General features: G+C 66.5%; 3 protein-coding genes. All 3 read right to left on the bottom strand.

Going from position 1 to position 3,992, the window contains the following annotated elements:
• Positions 1 to 47: 47 nt before the first annotated feature.
• The 3 genes from ICC28_RS39780 to ICC28_RS41630 all read right to left on the bottom strand — a co-directional run bounded on the left by ICC28_RS39780 (position 48) and on the right by ICC28_RS41630 (position 3,964).
• Positions 48 to 203, bottom strand: coding sequence for a hypothetical protein (locus tag ICC28_RS39780; protein WP_188293753.1), 156 nt, complete (start codon positions 201 to 203; stop codon positions 48 to 50).
• 207 nt (positions 204 to 410) lie between these two features.
• On the bottom strand, positions 411 to 3,701 hold the full coding sequence (locus ICC28_RS39775; RefSeq protein WP_188293752.1) for a hypothetical protein: 3,291 nt from the start codon (positions 3,699 to 3,701) through the stop codon (positions 411 to 413).
• 65 nt (positions 3,702 to 3,766) lie between these two features.
• Positions 3,767 to 3,964, bottom strand: a complete 198-nt coding sequence (locus tag ICC28_RS41630; RefSeq protein WP_223190784.1) for a tetratricopeptide repeat protein — start codon at positions 3,962 to 3,964, stop codon at positions 3,767 to 3,769.
• Between the last annotated feature and the right edge of the window lie 28 nt (positions 3,965 to 3,992).

Raw genomic sequence — 3,992 nt, 5'->3', positions numbered from 1 at the left:
CCGTAGCACGTGTGACAGCGGAGTCCGCCAGGCTGGCCGCGGCCTAATCAGGCCGCGGCCGGTTTGCGCGCCAGTACGAACGCCTGCGGCCCCTTGTCCATCTCGCCCGGCGCACGGATCAGCCGCGCCTGGACGGCGAATCCGGCCTGCTCCAACAATTCGGCGACCCGCTCAGGCGACTGCCAGTACACGGTGAGCGACACGTCGTGCCCGTACGCGTGGTTCAGCGTTGGGGTCCCTCCCGCGCGAGGTGGTTCGGGCGGGGAGGAGCCGGCAACCGATCGACAACGCGACTCGGGGTCTTCTTGGGAGCGAGTGCCAGGACCGGCGACGCCGAACTGATCCGCACGACAGGTCCTGGGCCTGCCGTCCGGCGGATCGGGTCGGCCGCGGGACACGGTGCTGAGTCCTCAGGATGAATCCACCGGCCAGAACTTGACTGTGCCGTCAACCGTGCTGACGGTGATCAGGGTGCGGCCGTCAGCGCTGAACAGGCCGGCCCCCACTTCGCCTCGATGACCTCTCTTGGGTTTGCCTATCGGCGCACCCGTCAGCGCGTCCACGCACAGCACGACACTGGGGTCGCCAGAGTCAGTGAAGGCGATCATCCGCCCATCCCGGCTAAATGCCAGAAGGTTTCCTCCCGATCCGCCACTATCCAATTTGGCGCCTGAGAGAACACCCCAGACTCCATAGGTTCCGTCACCCGAGCCCACCACAATGGCGCGACCGCTCTCGTTGACCATCGTTTGATACGCGTCCTCCCCCAAAATGGCCTCTTTCTCCCGCTTCCCCGTCTCGATGTCCCAGACTTCCCATACCGTCCTTACAGCATCGGTACCTACATCGATCACCGTCACGATCGCCTCCCCCTTCTCGTCGAACGTCGCACTTTGCAGCGTGCAACGCACAGGGAGAGCGGTCTCCTTCTCTCCGGTACCCGTATTCCACAGTTGCACCTCGCAAGGATCACCGAGGTTCACAGCCAAGGTGTGACCGTCTGGACTCAACTCAAAGACTTCGAATCCGGTGAACTGTGGATACTTGATCCGAAAAAAATGCTCCACACGGCCGGATACCGTGTTCCAAATCTTGGCGATCACATAAGCCCCTGTGCCGGACTCCGCCGTAGCCAAAATCTTTCCGTCCGCACTGAGGGATACATTGTCAACCCAGCCGGTCCGCAAGGTCTTCAGCAGCTCCCTCTCCCGAAGGTTCCATAACCGCGTTTTCCCGGTACTTCCATGTGTACCCACAAGCAGGGACCCATCGCCGCTGATATCCGTCATTCCAGGATGGCGAATGAGCAGAGTCGCTCGGGAAGAATCCTTAGGTGTGCTGTGTACCAGAAACCCGCCCACGAGGGCGATGGCAAGGGCCATGGCGATGGCGATCTTCACTTTGCGGGCCCTTATCAACGGGCCGTGCGCATAAGGCTGCTCCACCAGCCTTTCCTGAAGGCGGGCATGACGGAACTGGAAGGTTCCACCGGACTGCCGCAACAACTCCCTCGCCCTGGCGTCCGCAAGAAACCGCATTGGCCGCCACGGTAGCTGGCCCCCTATCGCAAGGATCAGCGTGGCGACCGCGAAACGCGGCCAGGCTCGGGTCAGACACGTGAGCAGAGCGATCGTGACACCGACCACCCCAGAGATCGTGGCGACCGTCGGCCATACCGGACGGCTTCCGGGAATGACGTCGAAGGCGTAGGGGACGAGTTCGGTCAGGTTCGGCTCGCCGGACCACCCGGTGAGAATCGCGTTCATGAGGTAACCGGCGACCAGGCCGGCGACGACGGCGGGGAACGCCCCCAGAGCGGCCACGACTCCCGCCACCGTCGCACCGAGCAACGCGGAGCGACGGTCCGCCCGCAGAAGTTCGACCGGGTCCGCCTGAGCAGCGCGCACGGGAGCCGCGTCCAGCCAGTTCTGCGCAGCGAGACCGAGGCTCAGGACGAGGAAGAGCGCCGCACCTACGGCGACGATCATGCAGTAGGTCCGAGTCGAGGAATAGGACCAGCTCTTCCCGGCGGAGAGCGCGACCGCTGCGGCCACCATCGCCGTCGCTCCGGGCACACCGGTCATCAACAGGCCATACCTCATGCCTCGGCGCAGCCGAGACAACGAACCTCGCAGGGCGAACGACAGCCGGGCGGGTCTGCGAGCCGCTCCTGCGTACCAGGTGATCGTGACGACGACTCCGCTGCCCGCCCCTACGAACACTCCGGAGGCGACCGGCCCGGGGGCACCGGGCAGGTTGGTGGTGTCGGGCAGGTCGGTCCACAGCAGCCAAGCCGCGACCACGGTCATCACGGGTACGGCCACGGCGAGGCCGATGGCGGGCGCGGCCCAGGTCGAGAAGACCCGCCCAGGCAGCAGCCACCACGCGAAATCGCGTTCCCTCCAGCGGTGCAGGTAGCGGGCCAGGAACGTCAGCCAGCGCAGCGCGTCAGCTGTGTCGGGGGTACGGCGGTCGGGAGTGATCGGCTGGCCGGACGGCAGGCGGTCGGGCGCATAGGCCGCCTGGACCAGCTGGTTGAGGAGATGGTCTTCCACCGCGTGCCGGGAACGGAACGTGTGGGGATCGAGCTTTTCTCCCGGATCACCGCCGAGCCGTTCGTAGACGACCCGCGCCAACGAGACCATGAGGGGCGTGGTCAGGGCGATCGTCACCGGGCCGTCCGACGGCGACCGCAGCTCCGCGTAAACGCGACTCCAGTCCACGCCGTCAGGCCAGTGCACATGGGACAGATAGGCGATGGCGGCCTCGGCGGGGACCGGTTCCACCTCCACCACCGGGGCGCGTCGCAGTGTGTGCGACTCTGCTGTCGGGGTAGGAGAACCCGCCGTGATCACGTCCTCGTACTCGACGGACCGGCACGTGACGACGACCGGACGGTCCTGCCCGACCGCGTAACCGATGGCCTTCACGGCACTCCGACGCGCCGCCTCCGCGATCTCGTCCAGCCCGTCGATGATCGGTAGCAGCAGTCCGTACGCGAGAAGCAGACGTGGTACCTCACGCTGGCCGCCGTAGTACGTCGCGGCTACCGTCCGCACGATCCAGTCGTCCAAGGGCTCGCGGACCGGGTCCCAGTCGGCGGGCGCCAGCAGCACGGGTACGCGCTCGCCCGCCCCGCGCCCGCCGAGAAGGCCCAGCGTCAGCAGCATGGCGAGCACAGTCTTGCCCGCGCCCGGTTCGCCGAGGATGACAAGACGCCCGCTGGGCACCTGACCGTAGGCCTCGGCCAGCGTCCTGGCGCTGTCATCAAGATTTCCGTTCAGCCGACCGGCCAGACGTAGCCTCAGGACGCGGGTCGGGCCAGCCGACTGTCCGAGGACGTGCTGCGGAGCGTCCCCGACCGGCCGGCGGGTGCCTGCCCAGGCGAGAGGCAGCACACCGGCACGGCTCAAACCGCGCGCCACCGCCTCCTTCTGCCAGTCGTCCCGGACCGTCGCGGCCAGGTCGTCGGCATGTTGGGCCATGTCCAGCAGGGTCGTTCTGTCCGTACGTAAGCCATCCGCCAGGGGGAGCATCAGGCCTGCCATCGCGAGGAACAGGCCCAGCACTCCGGCCCACGCGCTGTTCGCCTCCAGATCACCGAGCGACATCCAGATCACGAACACGACAAAGGCGACTGCCAGCAGAATGAACAGAGCCAGGCGGACAGCCCGGTGCTGCCGCGAGGAAAGCGGTGACATATCCCTACGTTAGGGATATGCGGCTATAGCTGCATTGACTTTCCCGATAGCCATCAAAAGGATCATTAACCTCGATCGTTCATGAGTCCCCTTGTCCCGCGCAGCCAGCGGCCTCGCCTGCGACGTTTTGTGCGGGAGGCGGCCAACGCCGCCGCCAGGGCCTGGCGGCTGGTCACGGTGAGAGGGTGGTCGGGGCCCAGGACGCGGGTGCGGTCGTCAAGGGTCTGCCGGTGCAGCTCGGCCGCCCGCCCATACTCCCCCATCCGGCCCAGGGCCTCGGGGGGGGGCGAG

This window comes from Streptomyces sp. TRM68416, assembly GCF_014596915.1.
Classification (GTDB): Bacteria; Actinomycetota; Actinomycetes; order Streptomycetales; family Streptomycetaceae; genus Streptomyces.
The sequence above is the reverse complement of the archived record's forward strand: the minus strand, read 5'-3'. Positions and strand labels throughout refer to the sequence as shown.